This window comes from Chitinophaga oryziterrae (assembly GCF_009758125.1).
GTDB classification, from domain to species: Bacteria; Bacteroidota; Bacteroidia; order Chitinophagales; family Chitinophagaceae; genus Chitinophaga; species Chitinophaga oryziterrae.
This window is the reverse complement of the sequence record NZ_WRXO01000001.1, coordinates 1,440,753-1,463,765: the sequence shown is the minus strand read 5'-3', so window position 1 is coordinate 1,463,765 and position 23,013 is coordinate 1,440,753. Positions and strand designations below refer to the sequence as shown.

The 23,013-nt window shown below is 42.9% G+C and carries 19 protein-coding genes, 1 tRNA gene and 1 pseudogene; 8 read left to right on the top strand and 13 right to left on the bottom strand.

The annotated features are described in order from the left end of the window. Position 1: 1 nt before the first annotated feature. Positions 2 to 802: a hypothetical protein gene (locus tag GO495_RS05995; protein ID WP_157298756.1), complete on the bottom strand. Its 801-nt coding sequence runs from the start codon at positions 800 to 802 to the stop codon at positions 2 to 4. Between the two features lie 525 nt (positions 803 to 1,327). Here GO495_RS05995 and GO495_RS05990 point away from each other — a divergent pair. Further along, on the top strand, positions 1,328 to 2,134 hold the full coding sequence (locus tag GO495_RS05990) for a hypothetical protein (RefSeq protein WP_157298755.1): 807 nt from the start codon (positions 1,328 to 1,330) through the stop codon (positions 2,132 to 2,134). A 133-nt stretch (positions 2,135 to 2,267) separates the two neighbouring features. Here GO495_RS05990 and GO495_RS05985 read toward each other — a convergent pair. Next, positions 2,268 to 2,352: transfer RNA gene (locus GO495_RS05985), tRNA-Ser, on the bottom strand. 145 nt (positions 2,353 to 2,497) lie between these two features. Between GO495_RS05985 and GO495_RS05980 the strand changes: the two genes are divergently transcribed. Then, a complete protein-coding gene (locus GO495_RS05980) occupies positions 2,498 to 4,525 on the top strand; it encodes a T9SS type B sorting domain-containing protein (RefSeq protein WP_157298754.1) in 2,028 nt (675 codons plus the stop codon). A 475-nt stretch (positions 4,526 to 5,000) separates the two neighbouring features. On the opposite strand, the gene GO495_RS05975 is transcribed toward GO495_RS05980, so the two are convergent. Genes GO495_RS05975 through thiD form a run of 4 tightly spaced genes read right to left on the bottom strand, consistent with a single transcriptional unit; the run spans position 5,001 to position 7,604 of the window. Beyond that, positions 5,001 to 5,714, bottom strand: coding sequence for a methyltransferase (locus GO495_RS05975; protein WP_157298753.1), 714 nt, complete (start codon positions 5,712 to 5,714; stop codon positions 5,001 to 5,003). Continuing rightward, positions 5,702 to 6,439, bottom strand: coding sequence for a DUF2071 domain-containing protein (locus GO495_RS05970; RefSeq protein ID WP_157298752.1), 738 nt, complete (start codon positions 6,437 to 6,439; stop codon positions 5,702 to 5,704). The genes GO495_RS05975 and GO495_RS05970 overlap by 13 nt, the downstream gene beginning before the upstream one ends. Further along, positions 6,399 to 6,776, bottom strand: coding sequence for a DoxX-like family protein (locus tag GO495_RS05965; protein WP_157298751.1), 378 nt, complete (start codon positions 6,774 to 6,776; stop codon positions 6,399 to 6,401). Before GO495_RS05965 ends, GO495_RS05970 begins: the two co-directional genes overlap by 41 nt. 9 nt (positions 6,777 to 6,785) lie before the next feature. Then, on the bottom strand, positions 6,786 to 7,604 hold the full coding sequence (gene thiD / locus GO495_RS05960) for a bifunctional hydroxymethylpyrimidine kinase/phosphomethylpyrimidine kinase (RefSeq protein WP_157298750.1): 819 nt from the start codon (positions 7,602 to 7,604) through the stop codon (positions 6,786 to 6,788). 87 nt (positions 7,605 to 7,691) lie between these two features. Here thiD and GO495_RS32635 point away from each other — a divergent pair. Together GO495_RS32635 and GO495_RS05950 are read left to right on the top strand one after the other, a co-directional pair. Next, positions 7,692 to 7,964, top strand: a pseudogene (locus tag GO495_RS32635) (MarR family transcriptional regulator); the annotation flags it as partial. 196 nt (positions 7,965 to 8,160) lie between these two features. Further along, complete coding sequence (locus GO495_RS05950) at positions 8,161 to 8,649, top strand: GNAT family N-acetyltransferase (protein WP_157298748.1); 489 nt, start codon at positions 8,161 to 8,163, stop codon at positions 8,647 to 8,649. Positions 8,650 to 8,652: 3 nt separating this feature from the next. Here the strand turns inward: GO495_RS05950 and GO495_RS05945 are convergent, their stop codons facing one another. Further along, positions 8,653 to 9,090, bottom strand: a complete 438-nt coding sequence (locus tag GO495_RS05945) for a GNAT family N-acetyltransferase (protein ID WP_157298747.1) — start codon at positions 9,088 to 9,090, stop codon at positions 8,653 to 8,655. 413 nt (positions 9,091 to 9,503) lie between these two features. Here GO495_RS05945 and GO495_RS05940 point away from each other — a divergent pair, with 413 nt between their 5' ends. Together GO495_RS05940 and GO495_RS05935 are read left to right on the top strand one after the other, a co-directional pair. Continuing rightward, positions 9,504 to 9,974 (top strand): GNAT family N-acetyltransferase, encoded by a 471-nt coding sequence (locus GO495_RS05940; protein ID WP_157298746.1) that lies wholly within the window; start codon positions 9,504 to 9,506, stop codon positions 9,972 to 9,974. 67 nt (positions 9,975 to 10,041) lie between these two features. Further along, a complete protein-coding gene (locus tag GO495_RS05935; protein WP_157298745.1) occupies positions 10,042 to 10,602 on the top strand; it encodes a DsbA family protein in 561 nt (186 codons plus the stop codon). A 187-nt stretch (positions 10,603 to 10,789) separates the two neighbouring features. On the opposite strand, the gene GO495_RS05930 is transcribed toward GO495_RS05935, so the two are convergent. From GO495_RS05930 to GO495_RS05905, 6 genes are all read right to left on the bottom strand, one after another. Further along, a complete protein-coding gene (locus tag GO495_RS05930) occupies positions 10,790 to 12,205 on the bottom strand; it encodes an efflux transporter outer membrane subunit (RefSeq protein WP_157298744.1) in 1,416 nt (471 codons plus the stop codon). 24 nt (positions 12,206 to 12,229) lie between these two features. Next, on the bottom strand, positions 12,230 to 15,382 hold the full coding sequence (locus tag GO495_RS05925) for an efflux RND transporter permease subunit (protein ID WP_157298743.1): 3,153 nt from the start codon (positions 15,380 to 15,382) through the stop codon (positions 12,230 to 12,232). A gap of 103 nt (positions 15,383 to 15,485) precedes the next feature. Next, the gene (locus GO495_RS05920) at positions 15,486 to 16,670 is read right to left on the bottom strand and encodes an efflux RND transporter periplasmic adaptor subunit (RefSeq protein WP_157298742.1); all 1,185 of its coding nucleotides are present in this window, start codon (positions 16,668 to 16,670) and stop codon (positions 15,486 to 15,488) included. Positions 16,671 to 17,002: 332 nt separating this feature from the next. After that, positions 17,003 to 17,887, bottom strand: a complete 885-nt coding sequence (locus GO495_RS05915) for an AraC family transcriptional regulator (RefSeq protein WP_157298741.1) — start codon at positions 17,885 to 17,887, stop codon at positions 17,003 to 17,005. 238 nt (positions 17,888 to 18,125) lie between these two features. Beyond that, complete coding sequence (locus GO495_RS05910; protein WP_157298740.1) at positions 18,126 to 18,575, bottom strand: MarR family winged helix-turn-helix transcriptional regulator; 450 nt, start codon at positions 18,573 to 18,575, stop codon at positions 18,126 to 18,128. A 548-nt stretch (positions 18,576 to 19,123) separates the two neighbouring features. Continuing rightward, positions 19,124 to 21,238: an endonuclease MutS2 gene (locus GO495_RS05905; RefSeq protein ID WP_157298739.1), complete on the bottom strand. Its 2,115-nt coding sequence runs from the start codon at positions 21,236 to 21,238 to the stop codon at positions 19,124 to 19,126. Between the two features lie 185 nt (positions 21,239 to 21,423). Here GO495_RS05905 and msrA point away from each other — a divergent pair, with 185 nt between their 5' ends. Both msrA and GO495_RS05895 read left to right on the top strand, forming a co-directional pair. Further along, positions 21,424 to 22,080, top strand: coding sequence for a peptide-methionine (S)-S-oxide reductase MsrA (gene msrA, locus GO495_RS05900; RefSeq protein WP_157298738.1), 657 nt, complete (start codon positions 21,424 to 21,426; stop codon positions 22,078 to 22,080). Between the two features lie 238 nt (positions 22,081 to 22,318). Further along, positions 22,319 to 23,005, top strand: coding sequence for a hypothetical protein (locus GO495_RS05895; RefSeq protein WP_157298737.1), 687 nt, complete (start codon positions 22,319 to 22,321; stop codon positions 23,003 to 23,005). Positions 23,006 to 23,013 lie beyond the last annotated feature (8 nt).

Sequence of the window (23,013 nt, the reverse complement as noted above, 5' to 3'; positions counted from 1 at the left end):
GTCATTGAATTTTTTTAACGATATACTTCAATATTTGAAAAGCATGTTCGTAAACCACACTATTATTATCCGACGGATTCAATTCTCCGTGAAATAGCATACATCTCAAATAATATAAGACCTTAATTAAGCTTTTTGCGATTAGCTCTTTATCATTTTTAAATCTGGAATTTTCATTATTATCAATTAACAAATATTCATCATTAGATATTGATTTTGTAGTTAGGTTAACTTTTTGTTTAGGGTTGATGTCAACAAAACAACTTTTAATAATTTCTTTCATTTCTGGCTTTGCTAAGCCAACAAATTCTTCATGAGTTAACAAAGTATTTAAATCATATTCTGGCATTTTTATACTTAAATATGTTTTTTTTTCTTTTACAATCAATGCCCTATAATAGGTCTGTATTTTGCTTGGTTGAGACGCCTGATAATTTATGCCATCGGTATCTGTTTCATTTACCGGTTCGCAAGCATAATCTTCAAAAAAGAGTGAGGTAAATGAAATTGCTTCATTTCTATGCTGTAGTCCTTTCTTTTCTAATTCTATATGCAATTGAGAAAGATGATATGAAAATCTATTATAATCGGAGTCTGTACTGGATAGTAAACTATTAATAAATGCTTTAATGTCATTTTTTGAAGCAATTAGTTCCTTAATTATTTTTGAGTCATTCGAATACAAATCGGGATATTTATCTACATACCAAGCATTAAAGGGAATCCATGCTTTGATAAACATAGTATAATAATCTGGTTCCGCCCTTGTTATCCAATTATCAATATGTAATTTATTAGCCATCTGTTTGCGCTTGTTTAATAAATTTTATTGTTACTACATATCGCTATTCGCATTAGCCCAAGATAATTTTTTTTCTTTAAGCTAGCTACATTTTCAGGGAAGTCTACAAACATATTTCCAATCGAATTAGTTTTGAAATTGGGGACACTTCGACCCTATAAATGATTGACAATTAATTTATAGAGTAAAGGAATAGAAATTAAGAAAAATTCTTCGAACTAAAAAAGCCTTCAAATCCAAGGACTTGAAGGCTTTTAAAATTTCAGCGGAGAGTTGGATGCAATTGTCGACCCTTTTCGCCAAAGATTTGGGTAAGATTACGGAGTTTATTGACAGGTATTGTAGAAATAGGCCGGAATGGGCAATTCCCACTAAGTCATAGCGAATAGGGCATCGTGGATTGCAGGCTGTGACTGCAAAAATTAATCATCGCTGCTCTGTGAGGAACGTAGCGTAAATCTAAACTATCAGGGAAGCTCGGCGAAACCGCTTTACCTGTCAATGGAATTTCAGTAATTTTCTGTTATGAAAGTTATCCGATTCAATCTTGCCGAATTACGGCGACATCTAAGTACTATACCGGACATACAAGCTAACACGGGAGATCTGGCGCTCAAAGCCTATGCAGCCCTTTGCCTGACGCGACTACAACATACCCTTAACGGCCTTGAGCCACTACTTGTTTCGCTGGAGCAAAATGCTGCTATTGACTATAGTGCTGGTCTGTTAATCCGACCTATGCTTGGCGATGTACTTTCCCTCGAATACCTCGCCTCGTATATTGATGTACACCGGAACGATACCGATCTGGACGCATTTGTTGATAAGTTTTGCAAAGGTTACCTATATGATGGTACCTACAAATGGATTGAGCAGTTTAAAATGGATGAAGAAAAAGGCGTATTGGATGTTGAAAAAAAGGCTTTACTCATAGGTGGGCTTCGTAAGCAATTTCCGGAACTATTCGTAGAAAAAACACCAGAGAAATGGGAGTATAATAATCCCTATAAGGCCCTACAGGCTAAAGAATTATATAAAAGTATCGATGTGCAGAAGATGGATAAGGATAAAGCCATTGTGATGAGCAAAATTTACTACCTCTATAACTATTATTCTAAATTCGAGCACCTGAGCACCTGGACTCATACCCTTCTGACTACGCAATATATTGGACGAATCCAGCAGATTGAAGAAACAAGTTTTCATATGTTACGGCATCTACAGACAATACTGACCTTCCTCAAATTGTATGAACCATCCTTCGATTCGATACAACAAGCTGTGGGCAAAAGTATTGAGGTAGGTTTCAATATGGTACCGGACAGACACTGAAAAAATATTCAAAAATAATAGATAGTAATCAAGGCTATACTTCGACACCATTTAGTGCGTAAACAAGTAAAATCCGACATAATTAAACAAAAAGAGGAAGAATTATTCCTAATTCTTCCTCTTTTGACCTGAGCGGAGAAAGAGGGATTCGAACCCCCGGACCTGTAACAGTCAACAGTTTTCAAGACTGCCGCAATCGACCGCTCTGCCATTTCTCCGCTGCAAAAGTATAAAACTGAATCAATTTTCAAAAAAAAACTTTTCCATATTGAGGGCATGGCGATTAAAAACCATAAGCACATAGGGTTTCATCGCAAAAAAAACTTATTTTTAAGTTTATTACAGCATCCGAACGGATTCACCATGCGCTTAAAAGACATTATCCTGTACCCATTTGTGTTGCTGGCCTTTATAAAAACCGCTCATGCACAAACATGTACGGCTCCAGGTCAGAACCCCTCAACGGCATTCCCCGTATGTGGTACGAAAACCTTTTCCCAGCAATCTGTGCCCATTTGTGGGAACCATGTGGTACCAGGTCCTGCATGTGATAATCCGGATGACGGTGTTCATATGGACATGAACCCCTATTGGTACAAATTTACCTGCTATACGGCTGGTACACTGGGGTTTAAGATCACTCCCAACGCCATTGCTGACGATTACGACTGGCAGATATTCGATATCACCGGCCGTTCTCCCAATGATGTTTTTACGAATACCAGCCTGTTCCTCTGTATGAACTGGTCCGGGGAAGGTGGTGTCACCGGGGCCTCCTCCGCGGGTACAGTCGCCAATGTATGTGGCGGATACGGTCAGCCCGTATTCAGTAGCATGCCTACCCTCATAAAAGGACATGAATACCTGCTACTCATCAGCCATTTCTCGGGAGATTCACAAAGTGGCTACAACCTGGACTTCAACGGTGGAACTGCTGATATTACAGACCCTGCCATCCCTCAGTTAGTATCTTCCGCTTATAATTGCGGCGATTATACAGTAAGTATCAAACTCAGCAAAAAACTGATCTGCTCTTCCCTGGCAGCCGATGGCAGTGATTTCACAATCACGCCGGCAGGGCCTAAAATCATCAGCGCAACCGGCATAGGATGCGCCAACGGCTTCGACATGGATTCCGTAATACTGAAACTGAATGTTCCCTTAGCCCCCGGCGATTATACCATCACCACCCAAAACGGGACGGATGGCAATACCATCCTCAACACCTGCGGTAACGCTCTCCCCACCGGACAGACCTCCTCCTTCCATATAGATCCTCCCCCACCCGTACTGCTGCGCTCTACAATTACCGTAGGCTGCGCACCGGATGTTATAAAGGTGGCCATGTCTGTTCCAGTACGTTGCGAATCCATTGCAGCAGACGGCACCGACTTTAAAATCACCGGTACCACCGCCGTAAGCATCCGCAGCGCTACCGGCAACTGCAACAGCAATAACCTGGCAGACACTATTATACTACAGCTCAACCAGCCCATCCAAACGGAAGGCGACTACACCGTACAACTCAATACCGGCAGCGACGGCAATGGCGTACTGGGAGAATGTCATCAGCCTGCCGCAACCGGACAATTAGCTACCTTTCATACAGCCGATACCGTATCTGCTGACTTTACCTATACAATCGACAAAAATTGTAAGGTCAATACCTTCATACTTAACCACGACGGCGCACATAAAGTAAACTCCTGGAAATGGACATTCTCCGATGGAGATCAATCCACCTTACAGAACGTTACCAAAATATATGGCGATTTCGGCGATAAGGGCATCCAATTGACCGTTTCCAACGGAGTATGTACGGATACCGTATCCAAGACCGTCTCCCTCACACAGACCCTCGGAGGCCTGTTTTCCGTAGATCCCGGTCCTTACTGCCCACTCGATGTTGTAAGCGCCAAAAATGAGAGCTTTGGCAGCATCGTCTCCTATCTTTGGAACTATGGCAATGGCAATGTCTCTACCAGTCCGGACCCGAACCCTCAACAATATTTCCCTGTCCGCAAGGAACAGGATTTCCTCATACGCCTGATAGTCACCGACAACCTCAACTGCCGGGACACCGCAGACCACATCATCACGGCCGTAACCAGCTGCTATATCGATGTCCCCACCGCCTTCACTCCTAACGGAGACGGCGTCAACGACTACCTCTATCCCCTGAGTGCATACAAAGCCATCGATCTTTACTTCGCTGTATACAACCGCGTAGGACAAAAACTATTCGAAACAACTGACTGGACAAAAAAATGGGACGGTAACGTAAACGGTAATCCTGCAGATTTAGGCACCTATGTATGGATGTTACGTTACACTATGAAAGAAAGTGGTAAAAAAATATTCAGGAAAGGAACAACGGTACTGATAAGATAAGGTCAGAGTGCATAGATTCCAACTGCCAGTTTCCCTGCATCTGGAATAGCTTCGCATTCCATATATAGAAGCGCCTGCCCCTTACTTTGGCATATTTTGCAAATACCATATCATAAAAAATACAACCGTGAAATAAGTCCACATCAAAGAAAAGATAACATGGATAACCGTTTCAAAGCCCTTCCCTTTCCATAGTTCAGGTGAGTACACAAAGAATTGAAACACCCATCTTATCCCCCAGAAAACAAATAACCCAAATGCCAGCCGGGCTCCCAGTTTCGTACTAACAATATCTGAAGAACAGACGAGACAGAACACGCCCATTAAAAACACTATTAACCCGATAAAGAAGGTATGCACATACATCAACTGCCTGTTTATCTGACTTAAAGACAATAACTCGATTTCCCAGTTAAAGTATTTAGGGAAGATAACGTGTATGAGAGATATCAACACTAAAATACAACCAACGATTTTAAGATGTAATTCCATTTTTCTGAAGGATAAAAGCCGATAAGAAAGGTGTAACCTTGATTTCTTTATAAATAGTAAGACCAGCTCCCGCAAACGTGCGCCTCCACTCTTTTTTAGAGAAAAAGTGAAAGAAACCGATATTATACGCCATAAAGTTGGGAAGATCTCTCAAATGTTCCAATACAAGTATTTGCCCCTGATCATTCAATCGCGCTTTCAATAAAGAAAAAAACCTGGTCCTTTCTTCACTGTTCCTGATTTCATGCGCTGCCAGCATCATACAGATAAGATCAGCATTTAGTAAAGGAATATTATCAGTACTGATATTCATCGTACCGGGATAAGGGCCATAAGCCTTTCTGGCCCGCTCTATGGAAACTTCCGTATGTTTAACGGGATCGTAAAAATCAAAAACGGTCAGTGCTGCACCTGGAAATTTCCCGGCTAACAATACACTTGTTTCATCAAATCCCGCATTGATATTTACGATATGATATACATCCGGGAAGTCCATCCAATCCAGCGTATACAAATCGGAATAATCATACACATACCAGGATACTGCCAGAGAAATAACAGTGCTTAATACAATTAAGAGTATCAGCAAATACTGATGGAATATAACACAGCCGATAATACCACCTGTAGCAATGACATAAAAATGCCAGTTAAACCGGATAATATTTGTTACTCCCTGAAACGCTACCCTTTCCATAACTCGGTTTTACCGCTTTTCCAGTAATAAGGAATATTGTTGATGATAAATGCGTTTGCAAGACGCATATCCTTCAACCCCAGTTTATTGATAAAGCCGGAATTACTTCTGATAACATGCACAGGTGCTGGCGTCCAGTTCGTCCTCACGCCCTCTATGATCACCACCTTCTTCGACTGCTCATCATAAGTAAAGGTAAAAGGTAAAGGTCCCGCAAAACGCCGGGCCTCTTTCCAGTCGTGAAAAGGGGAACAAGGAGGTAATTCAGCGTCTCTCACATCAACGGCTATATCCAGACCGGATTGTTTCGATTGTACAGTCACTATACTACCTTCTTCTGTTAAACTGATATCCGTCGTTTTGTAATTGTAATGCGTAAAAATATTACCCATTATCTGCATTTTCTTCTTATCCGTCTCGGAACCTATGATATACAATCCACGCAGTCTTTTGCCAGCCGCGTTAGTATAACGGACAAAGATCCTGTATCCTGTCAGGATAAAGTCGTTCCCCAGCCATTGAGGAAATCCTTTAGGTCTTAAATGTTTTGTTTGAACAATTGCAATGGCGACGAAAGCCCATTTATCCTCAAATGTATCCAGCTCCAGACAGGCAGGTATCATATGTTTTATCTCAGCAGCAGGGACAGCATAGGTAAGCACCAGCGAGCTTTTAAAGTAAGCTTCAACGGCGAAGGGATGGTTTTTTAAGAATGCTAAACTCATTTATTAAAATGATAAGGATAAAAAAGGTGGCTATAATAATATTGATCCTCCCAAATAACAAAAGATCAGGAACAAGTATAAATTCTAAAATATTCATGACCGCTACGATCACTATCTGCGTAATGGCACACAACCTTGATTGTATCCTGGTTAATATCCAGATGGCCATCAGGATCTCCAATACCCCTATCGTTCTGGTAGCCAGTGTGGCATATTCATCCCCCAATATCCTGGCAACGATCTGCCGGTGTCTCGGAACAAGATTTAAAACCTTGCAGAACAATCCGTTCACCAACCATACCAGCGCTATCAGTACGTTACAAATATAACTCTTCATCTTTCAAACTTAACTAATTATCTGCCGGACAGGATCAAAGAAATGGTTCACGGGGCCATGCCCCTCTCCTGTCTTTACATCCATGCCTTTTTCTATAGCTGTATGCATATAAACACTTCCCTGCTCAATAGCGGCAACTAACTCCACCCCCCGGGCAAGAAACGCCGTGATAGCTGAAGATAAAGTACAGCCCGTGCCATGCGTATTATCAGTAGTAATAAAATCACTGCTGATAATATGCTCCTTACCAGACCTGTCCAGATAAACATCATACAACCTGCTGCCGGATAAATGCCCTCCTTTCACCAACACCGCATTACAACCTGTTTCAAGGATCTTAACCGCCGCTGCTTTCATATCATCCACGGTATGTAAAGAGATACCCGATAATACACCTGCTTCATCCAGGTTAGGCGTTACCAATGTTACCAAAGGGAATAACTGCTCCTGCAAAACAATAATGGTCTCTTCTTCCATCAGCATACGGCCGCTACTTGATACCATTACCGGGTCCAGGATAACAGGAATGCCCGGATAATCCCTTAAAACGCTCACAATTGCCCTAACGGTATCAATGCTGTATACCATTCCTATTTTAATCGCTGAGGGCTTAATATCGCTTAAAACGGCCCTTATCTGTCCTTCCACCACCGCAGCAGGAACAGGGTAAATTCCTGTAACGCCTAAAGTGTTCTGCACAGTGATGGCCGTAATGGCAGAAGTGCCGAAACAACCTAATGCGGCGAATGTTTTCAGATCGGCCTGTATACCAGCTCCTCCGCTGCTGTCGGAACCGGCAATAGTTAATACGGAAATATAGTGCTTCATAAAAGGCCGGAAGATACGAATTCAGCCGTTTAAACACTTATTTTAAATATATGTAGTCAACTACGTACTTTTTACTATATTCGTATCATGAACGTTATTAATGAGTCAGGTATTCTTGCCATTTCCACCAGGCTGCAAAGACTGGCGGACCAGATCCGTAAAGACGGACTACTCATCTATAAGGCCAATGGCATTGACTTTGAGCCTAAATGGTTCCCTGTAATATATACCCTGCACCAGAAATCAATCCTTAGTGTGGTAGAAATAGCGGCTGAAATAGGCTATAGCCATCCTTCTACTATCAGCCTGCTAAAAGAGCTGGAAAAGAAGAAATTGATCCGTTCCCGAAAGGATAAATCAGATGAAAGGAAACGCCTGTTAGTATTAACAGAAAAAGGAACCGAACTGGTAACGCAAATGCAACCGGTATGGTCTGTTATGACCGAAGCACTCTCCTCTTTCACCACCGACCTGATAAAAGCAATAGATGAAGTGGAAGAAAAGATGGAACAACAAAGTTTTTACCAACGGGCTCAATCAATAAAAAATAAATAAGATGTCTGTCATCCTTAGAAACATTGAAATAAAAGACAACGAGGCATTAGCGAAGATCATACGTAATGCATTCATAGAATTTAATGTGCCACAGGAAGGAACCATTTTCACAGAACCGGAAACGGATAACCTGTACCAGCTATTCCGGTTTCCGGGAAGCACCTGTTTCGTGGCTGAAGAAGATGGAATTGTCCTCGGTTGCTGTGGTATCTTCCCTACGGACGGATTACCGGACGGATGCGCAGAACTGGTAAAATTCTATTTATCTGCTGCTGCAAGAGGCAAAGGTATAGGAAGATTACTGATGGAAACATGCTTTGATGCGGCTGCAAAAACAGGCTATGCCCAACTTTACCTGGAATCTTTCCCGGAACTGTCCAGGGCCGTCAGCATGTACGAAAAAGCAGGCTTTAACATGCTGCCGGAACAACTCGGTAACTCAGGCCATTTCGCCACAACTATATGGATGCTGAAAGATCTTGTTCAATAAGATTTACAGTATACATTCAAACACCTTCTGCTCTTTATTTTCCGTAAATCCGGACTTTGCATAAAATTCGTGTGCGCCTGCTCTCATCACATTGCAGCGCACACGCAACTTATTGATGTTTCTTTCTGCGGCCCATTTCCGGGCCTTCTCCACCAGTTGCTTTCCAATCCCTTTTCCCTGTACCGCTTTGGAAACTACCAGTCCTCCTATTTCACAAAACGGCCCCGACTCCAAACGAATAGTGTAAAATACATGGATCCACCCTACAACGACCTCATCCAGTACTGCCACATAAGCCACATCACAAATACTCTTGTCAACTGCTGCAATATTAGCTATCGTTTCGTTCACCGTCATGGAATAACCCAACTCCAAAGATAACGAAGTCACCGGCTGCGCATCCTTCACCGAAATATGCCGGATATAAATAGTCCCACTCATTTACACGTAATTTCATGAATAATACAAAATTTTATGATAAGCTAAAAATAAGATGCTAACTATTTTTACCAACAGGATATACATATCATGAGAAAATTTTCCATATTATTAATTTTTATTCTATTACAGTCTCCTCATCCGTGATATAAAACCAGTATTTCAGTACATCCGGTAACGTTAGTAAATAAGCTGCTGCATACAATGGACACTTGTACAAATTACAGTGAAAAAACCACCAATTATACAACAGGAACGATGATATATCTATTGACTATATGATAGCACAAGTATACTTTTGGCTCATATAACAACTCAAAAATGCCTTCAGTATATAGTGTCTGATCAATTCTTCTACCTATTCTATGACCCAATGTTTACTGTATATTAAATAAGGATTTTTTAAAATTAAGAGCATGGATATTTCATATAGATTGGCGCGTTTGATAGATGCTGAAGAACTGACTATTATGTCGATGGACTTATACAACGAGGTCATAAACCGCAAAGACTTTACTGAAAACAGAATAGTTGCTACCATACGATTTTACGAAGAGAATACCAACATGGGAGAAGTACTGATGATTGAGTGTAACGGCTTACTCGCAGGATATTCCATCGTATTCAGATTCTGGAGTAATGAATACGGCGGACTACTCATCGGCATTGATGAATTATATGTAAAGAAACAATTCCGCAATTATGGTGTTGCAAAATCATTCACTAACATCCTTATCAATGAAGAAAAAAGAAACCCTCTCTTTGTAGGTATAGAACTGGAAAGTCATCCTGATAACGAAGCTGCCAACAAACTCTATGCATCCCTGGGTTTCCCTGTAAACGAGAACGCTGCCTACATAAAGCTCTTCAAAAAACACAATCCATAATCAATACAATTTATTCCTTTATACGGCCATTGTCTGATGCTGTACAATACTTCATCTTTGTATTGTTATGAATGCAAGAACGGTCAACAACAGAGATATACCAATTATTCTGTCAAAGGAAATGCTGATCGGTGATCCGAAAGCGCCGGTAACACTGGTGGAATTTGGTGATTATGAAAGTAAATCTACGTTACAGGCACACCAGGTGGTGTTGGATTTACTGGAAAAATATCCGGATAAGATCAACTTCAATTTCAGACATTATCCATTACTACAAATACATCAACGTGCATATAAAGCGGCAGAAGCGGCAATCGCTGCCGGACAGGAAGGTAAGTTCCCTGAGATGCACGAACTGCTGTTAAAGAACAGAACAAATTTAGGGGTGATCAGTCTGACAAGTTACGCAAGGCAAATTGGTATCAAAAGCAAACAATTCCTTGATTCATTAGTTGGAGGAAGGTACGGCTGGCAGGTACACGGGGACATGGCTGAAGGAAAACGCCTGGGGATAAAGCAGATCCCCGCGTTTTTCATCAGAGATAAACAGTTGGACGGAGATATTTCAGTAGAAAACTTTTCCAAACATATTTTATCTGTTACAGATAAGAAAAAGGCTCATCGATAATTACTATACAGTTGGCATTGGTTAGAACAAATGGCTGTTTCTCTTCAGAGACGGCCTTTTTTTACAAAAAAAAAACGTCGCTAACCTGCGACGTTTAATTTTCCTATCTATTGGTTCTTCAGCCTTTCTTGTACTTACAAAATAAAATTTGGGGGTAACAATACATATATACCTATTACAACTGTTCTTACTGATAACCGCCGCCCAGGCTCCTGTACAGTTCTACAGAAGCACTTAACTGCTGACGGGTAATATCTGCCTGTGTCAGGCCTGCCTGCAGGGATTTACCCTGTGCGGTAATCACCTCCAGATAATTGGCCATACCACTGCGGAAAAGCATTTGTGCCTGGCTCGTTGCCAGTAACAATGTATTCACCTGGTCTGTAGCAATTTTCTGCTGTGTTTTCAGCTTATCCAGCTTAATAAGCGCATCAGACACATCTCCTATCGCATTCAGTGCAAGCTGCCTGAAACTGATCACCGCTTCTTCTCTCTGGATCTTCGCTACTTCCAACTGTGTTTTCAACTGCCTGTGCTGGAACAACGGTTGCGTAAGGCCACCTGCTACTGTTCCGAACAAAGATGCCGGCAGCGTAAACCACTGACTGGCCTTAAAGGCATTCACTCCACCGCTGGCTGTTATGTTCAATGTAGGATACATGCTCGCCTGTGCTACCCCTGCATTCGCATTGGCCGCTACCAGCGCCATTTCCGCCGCCCGTACATCCGGTCTGCGACTCACCATCGCTGCGGGAATACCTGTTGGCAATGAATCATGTAACACCACCGCATTCAGTTCCGTACTACGCGCTACACCGCCTGGCAGTTCTCCTGCTAAAATGCGGATCGCATTCTCCTGTATGGCCTGTGCCTGCTCCAGTTGCGGGACGAGCAACGCAGCCGTCTGCAATTGGGCAACTGCCTGCTGTACGGCCAGCTCTGTCACCTCTCCGGCTGTCTTCTGCAAGCGGATCATCTGTACGATGGTATCACTTAAGGCTACATTCCTATGGGCAATCTTCAACTGTTCATCCAGCATCAGCAGGTTGTAATAACTGTTCGCGATATCCGCAACCAGTCCTGTCTGCACCGCTCTCGCTCCTTCATATGTCTGCAGGTAACTGGCCAGTGCCGCTTCCTTCTGACGACGGATCTTTCCCCATACATCAATTTCCCACGACAAGCCCGCACCCAGGCTATAATCTTCTATATGACTTGTACCTAAAAAAGTGTTCAGACTTGTACCATTCAAACTGTTCTTTGAAGGGATGGAAGTAGAGGCAGATGCCTGCAGGTTCACGGAAGGCAGCCAGCCTACTTTAGCCTGTTTCACATACGCATCTGCTGTTTCTATACGCTTCAGCGCCAGTTGCAGATCATAGTTACCGGCAAGCGCCCGGGAAATCAATCCCTGTAATGTTGTATCCGTAAAGAATTTCTTCCATTCCAATCCGGCAATACTACTGTCCGAAGGAGCAGTACCAGCGAATTGATCCGGCAGTACCAGGGCAGGACGTTTATAATCACGTCCTACCCGGCAGGCTGCCAGTCCTACAACTATAAAAAATGAAATGAATGAAAGACCAATATATTTTCGTTGCATTATAATTACTTTATTAATTAAGGATCACACCGTTGCTTCATCACGTTTCTGTGGCTTACCACTGATCTTCTCCTGTAAATACTGGAAGATGATGAACAACACTGGTATAGCAAAGATGCCAAGCAATACGCCTGTTAACATACCACCCGCTGCTCCCGTACTGATAGAACGGTTACCCTGGGCAGACGAACCCGTTGCCCGCATCAGTGGCGTTAACCCTGCTATAAAGGCAAAGGAAGTCATGAGGATGGGTCGCAGACGCAGTTTGGACGCTTCCAGTGCCGCTGCCAGCAGTCCCATACCATTACGTCGCCGCTGCACTGCATATTCCACGATCAGGATCGCATTCTTCGCCAGCAAACCTATCAGCATGATCAAACCCACCTGTACATAAATGTTGTTATCTATACCAAACAGGTTGATGAATACGAATACCCCGAAAATACCCAGCGGGATAGATAATATCACCGAGAATGGAAGTATATAACTTTCATACTGGGCAGATAAGAGGAAGTATACAAACACCAGGCAAAGCAGGAAGATGATACCAGCCTGTCCGCCAGCAGAGATTTCCTCTTTGGTCATCCCCACCCACTCGTAAGCATAACCACGTGGCAGGTACTGTGCAGCCACTTCTTCTACCGCTTTGATCGCATCACCGGAACTGTACCCTGGTTTAGGCTGACCATTAATCGTCACCGCATTAAAGAGGTTATTACGGGTCACCGTTTCAGGACCATATACTCTTTCCAGTTTCACAACGCTGTTAATAGGCACCATCAAACCGGTACTGTTCTTTACAAAGATGTCGTTCAGACTGGCCGGATCAGCACGTGATACCATATCGGCCTGTACGATCACACGGTAATATTTACCGAAGCGGTTAAAGTCCGAAGCAAAAGTACTACCGTAATACACCTGCATGGTTTGCAGTACGTCCGTAACAGATATACCCAACTGCTTCGCCTTATTCTCATCGATCTGTACATTGTACTGAGGGTTACCCGCATTGAAAGTAGTGAAGGCAAAGGCGATCTCTTTTCTCTTCATCAGCTCTCCGATAAAGCCATAAGCTGTACCTGCCAGTTTATCCAATGGTCCGCCCGTTCTGTCCTGTAACACCACTTCAAACCCGTCCACGTTACTGAACCCCGGTACGGTAGGCATGTTGAACATGAAGATATTGGCTTCTTTTATACCCGCCAGTTTCCCCTGCATCATACCCATTACCTGCTTAAGGTCTTTAATAGCACCTCTGTCCGCATGCTGTTTTAGTTTCACAAAACCCACCGCATAAGAAGAGCTGATAGAGGTGGTCATGATGTTTAAACCGGATACGCTCAGGTAACTGTTCACTGCTTCGAGCCCCTTCATCTCCTGTTCTACTTTCGCTACTACCTGACGTGTACGTTGCAGGGAAGTACCCGGAGGCATCGTTACAGAATACACCACGAAACCATTATCCTCAGTAGGTATAAAACCTGTCGGGGTCTTTCTTACCAGCCATACCGTAATACCCAGTATGATTACCAGCGCACCGACAGGTATCCATTTATACCTTACCAGGAAGCGCAGGCTGTTAATATATTTAGAACTCACTGCTTCAAAGCCGGTATTGAAAGCGCTAAAGAAGCGGCCACCAAATCCTTTTGCTGCATATTTGGTATCATGGTCATCATGATGTTTGTTCTTCAGTAACAAGGCACATAATGCAGGGCTCAATGTCAACGCGTTCAATGCAGAGATCAGGATCGCAATCGCCAGTGTAAAGGCAAACTGTCTGTAGAACACACCTGCCGGGCCCTGCATGAAACCTACAGGAATGAACACCGCGGCCATCACCATGGTAATAGAAATGATAGCGCCGGAGATCTCCTGCATACTGGTGATAGTGGCATTCCTCGGAGACATATTGATCTTCTCCATCTTGGAATGGACGGCCTCCACCACCACGATCGCATCATCGACGACTATACCGATCGCCAGTACCAGCGCAAACAGTGTCAGCAGGTTAATGGTAAACCCAAACAACTGCATGAAGAAGAAGGTACCTATAATGGCCACCGGAACAGCGATTGCGGGGATCAGTGTAGAGCGGAAATCCTGCAGGAAGATGAACACTACGATAAATACCAGTATAAATGCTTCTATCAATGTATGTTTTACCTGATCGATAGATTCATCCAGGTATTCTTTTGTACTGTAGATATTGAAGTACTCCACACCTATTGGAAACGACAGGGCCGCCTTTTTCATCAGTTTATTAACGGCTACCTGTATATCATTTGCATTGGAACCTGCAGTCTGATAAATAGCAAGACCAATACCCTGTTTACCGTTTACTTTGGTATCACTGCTATAGGTAAATGAACCAAATTCAACTTTGGCCACATCTTTCAGTTTGAGTGAAGAACCATCTGCATTTGCTTTCAGTACGATATCTTCATACTGTTCATGCTGGTTGAGTTTCCCTTTGTATTTGATCACATATTCAAATGCTTCCTTGCTGCTTTCACCAAAGCGGCCGGGAGCCGCTTCCAGGTTTTGCTCTTTGATAGCGGTCAGCACGTCCTGAGGAGACAGGTTATTCGCTGCCAGCCTGTCCGGGCGCAACCAGATACGCATGGAATAATCCTTACCACCGAATACAGAGGCCTGTCCCACACCGGTTACACGTTGTATTTCAGGAATGATGTTGATCTTTGCATAGTTCTGCAAAAATGTTTCATCATAATCAGCCGTATTACTCATCAGGTTCACCACCATGATCATACTGTTCTGCTGTTTCTGTGTACTGATACCTGCATTTACCACTTCCTGCGGTAAAATACTGGTAGCTTTAGCCACACGGTTCTGTACGTTTACCGCAGCCAGATCAGGGTCTGTTCCCAGTTTAAAATACACGTTCAGTGTCATGGAACCATCGTTGTTGGATGTGGAGGTCATGTATGTCATGTTCTCCACACCATTCACGGATTCTTCAATGGGGGTGGCTACGGAACGTGCCACCACTTCCGCATTGGCGCCCGGGTAAGAGGCTGTCACTGCAACGCAGGGCGGAGCAATGTCCGGGAACTGTGTTACCGGCAGTGTTGCCAGCGACAATAATCCCAATAGTACCAGTATAATGGAGACCACTGTTGCCAGTACGGGTCTCTCTATGAATTTTTTTAACATAATCTTTTTTGAATGAGCTGATAGATCCGGTCATAGGATGTCCTTACTGCTACCTTGGTAACAGCCGTAACAGCGTATATCCTCTTGATTTGTATGATAGTGATTAAAGCGGTTTCAGCTTCAGCAAACTATCCATAGACATCATTTGTGGTGCAATTACAGCACCATCGCGTAAACGGTCAAGACCAGTATAGACAATTCTCTCACCTGGTTGTACCCCTTTCTCTACAAAATAGTATGAGCCATTCTTGCCGGAGACCGTGATAGGTTTACTTGCCACTTTGTTACTGTCTCCTACTGTGAATACAAATACTTTATCCTGTAATTCAAAAGTGGCTTCCTGTGGTATCAGTAATGCTGAAGCAAACTGTTCCGGTATTTTTACGCGACCGGTATTTCCGGAACGCAGCAGACCAGATGCATTAGGGAATACAGCACGGAAACTGATAGCGCCGATATTCTTGTCGAACTGTCCTTCTATGGTTTCGATACGGCCTTTTTCCTGGTAAACACTGTTATCAGCCAGCACCAGTTCTACCGGAGGCAATTTCTTCACCTTGTCCTGAACCGTTTTACCTTCTGTTTTATTTTTAAACTGCAGGAAGTCAATTTCACTCATGGAGAAATAAGCATACACTTCGTTTACATCAGACAGCATTGTTAATGCCTGTGTTTCTCCCCTGCCTACCAGGCTACCGGTCTTGAAAGGAATTCTTCCAATGTAACCGCTTACAGGTGCAGTGATCAGGGTATAACCCAGGTTGATACGGGCATTACTTACCATCGCCTGTGCCTGTGCAACATTTGCTTTTGCCGCCTGGTAAGCTGCATTCGCTGTTTTCAACTGCACATCAGACACTACATTGTTCTGTACCAGTGGTGTAAGACGGTTCACTTCCACTTCAGCCTTTTCTTCATTGGCTTTTGCGGCCTGCAAAGAAGCAGATGCATTGCTTAACTGTTCCTGGTAAGTACGTTCGTTAATTCTGAATAAAGGCTGACCCGCTTTCACATACGCACCTTCGTCTACGTATATTTTATCGAGGTAACCATCTACCTGGGGGCGGATCTCTACGTTCACCTTTCCTTCCAGGGTAGCGTTATATTCACGGTAAGTAGTGGCCGGAACAGCAGCTACTTTTAATACCGGCAGTTCAGCAGGAGGCATACCAGCATTCTCTGTTTTGGCAGAGGAGCTGGCGCATCCGGATAATACGGCCAGAAGAAGCATTGTATAAAGAAAGCCCGCTGGCTTATACATGTTGTTTTGTTGAAATAATTGAGTCATAATAAGGTAATATTTTTTGTTTTTGCAATAGCTTTCCATCCCGCATTACTGCGATAATGAATAATCAAATAATGACAGCTACTGGACGTTAGAGGTCACTCTTCCCGGCTGATACGGAAAAGTGAATAAGGCGGCTTGACGTAGTTATAACACTACGAACAGGCTACTTTTTTTTGTTTTACTGCTAAAGAGAGTAATGAATAAATAAAGATTAGCAGGCGCGATAATTATACTTCATGGGCGTGCGGTTTTAAGATGATGTTCAATATCGATAGATGAACTGTACAAAAGTACTATGGATAAAGACGATATACACTTAACTAATTACGGGATTAATTGTACTTTTCACGGATACTTTTCTGAAAAACAGCAGGCGTATGACCTGTATGTTTTTTAAAGAAACGATTGAAGTACCCATCATCCTCAAAGTTAAGCTGCCACGCTATTTCCTTGATGCTATGCTCATTCCAGAACAGCAATCTTTTAGCCTCTGTAACACGTCTTTCATCAATAATCTGTTTTGCGGTTTTACCCACAACAGATTTAACAGTATCATTCAAATGACCAGGCGTCACATACATCATATCTGCATAATGACCTACCTGCGTTTTATCCTTGTAATGTACATCAGACAGTTCCTTAAACTGACGTACAATGCGGTTTTGTACTGTATCTGCCTGTATCGCTGCAATATCACGTTGTGGTAAACGCGCACTTGCGGCCATCAGTGAATTCAGTAAATTACGGATGATCACTTCACGCAACGGCAACTGACTGTCCATCTCTTTCATCATCAGTTTTGCATACGCCATCAGCTCCTTTAATTGCCCGTCCGTGAGTTGCAGCACAGGTGTCTGAAACACACATGCCGACCAGCACACCATCCCGCCCAGCGTGTCTTCGCTGAGAAATTCCGCTTCAAATGCCATACTCACTATCTCGCATAAACTATCACCCATGTACTGATGTACCTGATCAGGTGATAATAATATCAGCGCGGGCGCCTTTACCGTATATTTTTCAAAATCTATAAACAATGTCATCTCTCCGGAAAGAACAAGCGTAATACTATAATCAATCCTCCGGTGAGGTTCCATCACGCCGTTAGGCTGCACCAGGTATGTACTGCGTTTTATGTTAAATCCCTTAATAGGATTAGGACCGGTATTGCATTCTACAGCATAATTATAAACAGGTATGATTACATTATTCTTCATAATATTAATCGTTTGTTTTTTAGTTAGGGCATCAGTAAATAAGTCACACAGTGGTGGGTAGGTCAGGTTATATGACCTTTAAAGAGCAGTAGGTAGAGTTAGTATTAACCTTTGGTAAGAATCATAATACTGCAAATTTATAACTTCCGGGCAATTTTCATAATATTCTATAAAACTTGATAACTTAATTTCCCGGTCCTATTCATTAGCCGGCTAAGTAATAGTGGCAAAAAAAACCTTAAAGCCCATACTCAGCCTCATCCAGGTTCTCTAATACCTGCATGAGCAATCTTTTAAGCAGCATACGTTCTTCCATACTAAGGTTCTTTACTGTCTGCTGTTCCAGCTTATTCCAGGTCTGCTCCGTAATATACTTCGCAGCTTCCTCCCCCAGCTCTGTCAGGAAAACCTGTACCACCCGCTGATCACTAGAACTCTTCTCTCTTCTTAAAAATCCCTTCTTTTCCAGTCGCTCCGCCATCCGGGTCACCGTTGCCGGTGTCACCTCCATATTATTCGTCAGTTCATTCATGGTGATCCCCTGCCGGCATAATACCTGCTGGAGAAATATTTCCTGGCCAGCATGCAGATTATAGCAAGACAGCATCTGGTTACCCTTATTACGGTGCGCTTTACTGATCTGTACCAACAGATGACTGATGGTACTGCACATAAGCGGTTTGTTCATGAGACAAATATAATACTTAGCCGGCTAATTAAATAAAAAAGGAAAAAAGATATCTGTATATATTAAAATAATACTGGTATAAGGGGGATATAATAGATACTACTATTTCAAAGACGTATTAAAAATATTATAATAAGCGCTGTGTTCGTAGTGTACGTCCTGCCTGATAAAACACAGAAAGAACGTAAACCTTCCTGTAAACTCTTTATAACTGGTAATAGACTACTATACAACCCCTATATAAGCCCTATCTATATAAGTACAGCTTATATACCTGTTATATAGGGGTTATATAGGGCTTATATACGGGTTATATACCTGAAAGCACAGAGTATCAGTAGGTTATCAGTACCAATTAATATTTTGGTGCTTTTTTACTACTGATTATCAATAAATTAAAATATATGGAGATTTATTATGGCAGGAAATAGTAAAAATTAAATGCCATTTAGTTAACCTTCTATGGCTGATATTAAAAGAGGGGTGACTAAAAAAGTCACCCCTCTTAAAGAAGATATAAACACGTCGCTCCTGACGGAGCTATGAAATTATTTTGCGGCTTCTTCCTTCGGCCTTTCCCTTACCAGCACCAGGTCTGCCAGTAACACATTCATCGGGATATTCCCCAGCTTCACGATCCCTCTCTTATCCCTTATCTCCAGCAGCTTCCCTACCTGCCCGTTACTCCGGATCTTCACCTGGTCGCCCACCTTACACGCGCCACCTATCTCTAAGAACTTATCCTGTACCTTCTTCTCAAACCGTTCATTAATCTGCTTCTCCTTCTTCCTGAATAACAACGCCTCTGCCTGTTTTATCACTTTAGGCTTGTCATCTGTACGTTTCCACTCCACCACTATCTGCTTCATCTTCCGCTCCATATCCTTCAGGTACTGCAATTCCTCTTCCTTGATCTGGTTCTGTAATTTCAGCACCGTCACCTGCTGCGTTTTCCGCTCCTTATCAGACAATATCTCGTATTCGCGTTTTAAGCGCTCATTTTCCTTCAGTAATTTCTGCAGCTCTTTCTCCTTGGCTTCTACCTTCTGCAGGTCCTGCTCGGCCTTATTCAGCAATTTATCAAGTTGGAAATGTCCTTCATCCACCAGGTTCCTTGCCCGGGAAATAAGCGAAGGATGCAATCCTATACGCTGCGCAATAGAAAAGGTATAAGAACTACCCGGCTTGCCTATGATCAGCTTATACATAGGAGACAATGTCTCCTCATCAAAGCCCATTGCACCGTTAATGATCCCCTTCACTTTATTGGCCATCACCTTCAGGTTCAGATAGTGCGTCGTTACAATACCAAAGGCATGTTTCTTCGCCAGCTCCTCCATGATCACTTCCGCAAAAGCACCTCCCAGGTTTGGATCAGATCCGCTTCCCAGTTCATCTATGAAGAACAACGTTTTACCGTTGGCGTTCTCCATAAAATATTTCATGTTCTTCAGGTGAGAACTATATGTACTTAATTCAAATTCCAGCGACTGCGTATCTCCGATATGTATCATCAGCTGCCTGAAAATACCTAATTGGGAACTCGGATGCACCGGCACCAGTAATCCCGCCTGCAGCATCAGTTGTATCAAACCAATGGTTTTCAGCGTAACGGTTTTACCTCCTGCATTCGGGCCGCTGATCACCAGTATATGATTATCATTGTCCAGCCTTACATTCAGCGGAATGGTAGGCTTCTTGTTCTTACGGTTGTACAACAGTAACAAAGGATGATACGCTTCCACCAGGTGCGCCTGCGAATGAGGGCTCAGCATAGGATAGTTTCCATCCATATCCAGTGCCAGCTTCGATTTCGCCCGTATAAAATCGTACATGCCCAGGATATCGTGGTAGTTGTTCAGCAAGGCAGAAAACTGGCTCAGTGCGGCCGTCAGTGCCCGCAAAATCCTGTACACTTCCTTATTCTCTTCACGCTCCAGCGATGCCACGTCATTATTCAGTTCAATCGTCTCTTCCGGTTCCACAAATGCAGTACGGCGGGTATCGGACTCTCCATGCAGAATGCCCTTCACCATACGCTTGTTCTCTGCAAACACCGCCAGCACCCTTCTGCCATTCAGGAAGGCTTCTTCCGTATCCGCCAGGTATCCCAGCTTACTGAGTTTACTCAAACTGCGTTCAAATGCCCTGCGCAACTCATTACGCTTGCGGTATAACGACATACGGATCTTCTCCAGCTCAGGAGAGGCATTATCCCTCACCTGCCCGGTTTCATCCAGCACATCATCAATCAGTGCTACGATTTTCTTCTCGTAATGTGTATGCGTAATCACACCAAACAGGCCGGAATACTGCACCCGCCTGTCGTGGTCAAAGAACCGCACAATACTGTGCATGCTCTCCGCCAGTTTACGCAACAGCATCAGTTGCTCTCCGCTTAATACAGCTCCCTGTATACTTAACAGGCGTAGTTCGTTCTTCAGGTTAAGTACGTAATCGTTCGGGAAGTGTTCCTGCAGCAGGGTTAGCTGCTTATATTCATGCGCCTGCTGCAGCGCAGTCTTTACGTAATCGATATGGGTGTGCAGGCGCAGTTCTGCTGCCATCTGTTTACCCAGCTCCGTTTTACAATGTTCCTGCAACAAAGCCTGTACCTTGTCAAATTCCAGCTGCATAAGCGCTGAATCGGGAAAATATTTCATCTTTCTATTCCATACAAAAGTCTAATGATCCATTGTCACCAGACCGGTTAAAACTGACTTTTCCGCAACCCGCAGGCGCTAAAAAAGAATGTTAAAGTTACTTATAATGATGATCTAATACACCATTCTTATCGTAATTTAACTATATGAAGGCATACTCACAATCACCTTCTGTCATTTAAATCATGCGAAGATACTCATTATTAAGCTGTTTGCTGGCCATCGCCTTCTGTGCATGTGCCCAGGGAAAACAAACAAAAAGCAAAGAACCGGTAGACATGGATGTTCCTGCTAACACAAAATTAGAGAAAGCCACTTTTGCCGCAGGCTGCTTCTGGTGCGTTGAAGCCCAGTTCCAGTACCTGGACGGGGTGGTGAAAGTCGAATCCGGTTATTCCGGGGGTACAGTAGCCAATCCTTCCTATGAACTGGTAGGTACAGGTACTACCGGTCACGCAGAAGCCGTGCAGATAACCTATGATCCTGCCAAAATCTCTTATGAAGAATTATTAGAGGCCTTCTGGCAAAGCCACGATCCTACCCAGCTTAACCAGCAGGGTAACGATGTAGGTACCCAGTACCGATCCGCTATCTTCTATCACAATGAAGATCAACACAAACTGGCCCAGGAATACAAGGATAAACTACAAAAATCCGGCGCCTTCGAACATCCGATCGTAACAGAAATAGCGCCGCTTAAGAACTTTTACTTAGCTGAAGACTATCATCAGAACTATTATAGTCAGAATGGTTCACAACCATATTGCCATTATGTAATAGGACCTAAAGTAGAAAAGTTCAAAAAGGTGTTTAAAGACAAACTGAAAAAAGAAAATCAATAAGATAAAAGCAATTAAAGAAAGGCTTGTTCTACGTTGAAAAACGTAGAACAAGCCTTTCTTTCTATATTAAAACACTACTAAGTGATATAATTAACTGATCTTCAATTAAAAGATGGGATTAAAAGAACATTATAAGTGTGTCTTAAACATTTTTGGCAAGCACTGCGCTTTTCTTGCATCATATTCAAAAAAAGCGTATATTGTATAGACATACCATTCCTGTTTAAAGCTACTACCTATGATGTACGTACCGCAATCTTCCCGGCTAACGTCTACGGAAGAACAGGTTTACCTCGCTACCATTAGCAATGATCCTATGCTTTCCAACTTTATGGAATCAGGTGAAATGCCGGGCAATGCGAAATTCTTACAGAACGACAGGTATAAATCACCTGATTTTCTGCACTTTATCTCCGCAAAATATGAAGCTGTCTTCACTGCCGCCATCATACAATGCTTTAATACAGGCAATATTGCGATGATGAACGCCCTGGTAAACAATCCGATCTTATTGGATGATGAACACCAGCAAAAAAGTTACTTCATCATTTTAAACTTCCTAAGGGAAAAACAACAAAAACTCATCACCCTATGGAACAACCTCCAACTAAAGAAAAAAATCAATTCCACAGACCTCGAACTACAAACCACCATCACACTCCTCAACTATCTGCCCGATGAATTCCAGGGCTTCCGCAGCGAATACTGCAACGAACTCGTAAAAATCGCAAAACTACTATCTCTCACCGATCCTCACCTTGCCATAGAACTGATCATCAATGCCAGTAAACTCGACTGCCTGCCACAATCCAGGCAAAGAGTACTGGAATGTTATCAGCAACTCCAGACAATGGATATAAAACCATTACCGGCAGAACACCGCTTTGCCATATTAAGACTGATTTTCGCCTTTAGTAAAAGATAAGTTTCTTA